We start from the raw sequence: 1,017 nt of genomic DNA, 5'->3' as shown, positions 1-1,017 counted from the left end.
TGGTTGAGTATACTATTAATGTAACTAATCATGGTCCTGATACTGCGACTAATGTGAATATTACTGATGTTTTAGATACTAGATTGATCTTTGTCAGTGCCAATGGATCTCCTACTCGTGTAGGTCAGTCTGTTAATTGGACTATTGCAAGCATCTTAAATGGTGATTCTTATATTATTAGCTTAATTGTTCAGTTGAATGGTACTGGAAATATAAGTAATGTGGCTAATGTTACTGGGTCTGATCAGAATAATACTGGTAATAATAGTAGTGGTGATAATAATAGTACTTTGAATGTTACTGAGAGTATTAATTTGAGTATTGTTAAGACTGTGAATGTGTCTGGTGTTGTTTTGAATGGTGCTTTGGTTGAGTATACTATTAATGTAACTAATCATGGTCCTGATACTGCGACTAATGTGAATATTACTGATGTTTTAGATACTAGATTGATCTTTGTCAGTGCCAATGGATCTCCTACTCGTGTAGGTCAAACTGTTAATTGGACTATTGCAAGTATTTTGAATGGTGATTCTTATATTATTAGCTTAATTGTTCAGTTAAATGGTACTGGAAATATAAGTAATGTGGCTAATGTTACTGGGTCTGATCAGAATAATACTGGTAATAATAGTAGTGGTGATAATAATAGTACTTTGAATGTTACTGAGAGTATTAATTTGAGTATTGTTAAGACTGTGAATGTGTCTGGTGTTGTTTTGAATGGTGCTTTGGTTGAGTATACTATTAATGTAACTAATCATGGTCCTGATACTGCGACTAATGTGAATATTACTGATGTTTTAGATACTAGATTGATCTTTGTCAGTGCCAACGGGTCTCCTACTCGTGTAGGTCAGTCTGTTAATTGGACTATTGCAAGCATCTTAAATGGTGATTCTTATATTATTAGCTTAATTGTTCAGTTGAATGGTACTGGAAATATAAGTAATGTGGCTAATGTTACTGGGTCTGATCAGAATAATACTGGTAATAATAGTAGTGGTGATAATAATA

The 1,017-nt window shown here is 32.9% G+C and carries 1 protein-coding gene; it reads left to right on the top strand.

Features of this window, described 5'->3' with window-relative positions; all coding sequences use genetic code 11:
• Positions 1-1,017, top strand: a 1,017-nt coding sequence (locus tag MBCUR_RS02900; protein WP_157077600.1) for a DUF11 domain-containing protein, incomplete at both ends; no start/stop codon positions are given.

Origin of the sequence: Methanobrevibacter curvatus, assembly GCF_001639295.1 — an archaeon.
Lineage (GTDB): Archaea > Methanobacteriota > Methanobacteria > Methanobacteriales > Methanobacteriaceae > Methanoflexus > Methanoflexus curvatus.
Note: the sequence above shows the minus strand (reverse complement) of the source record. Positions and strands in the feature narration are given on the sequence as shown.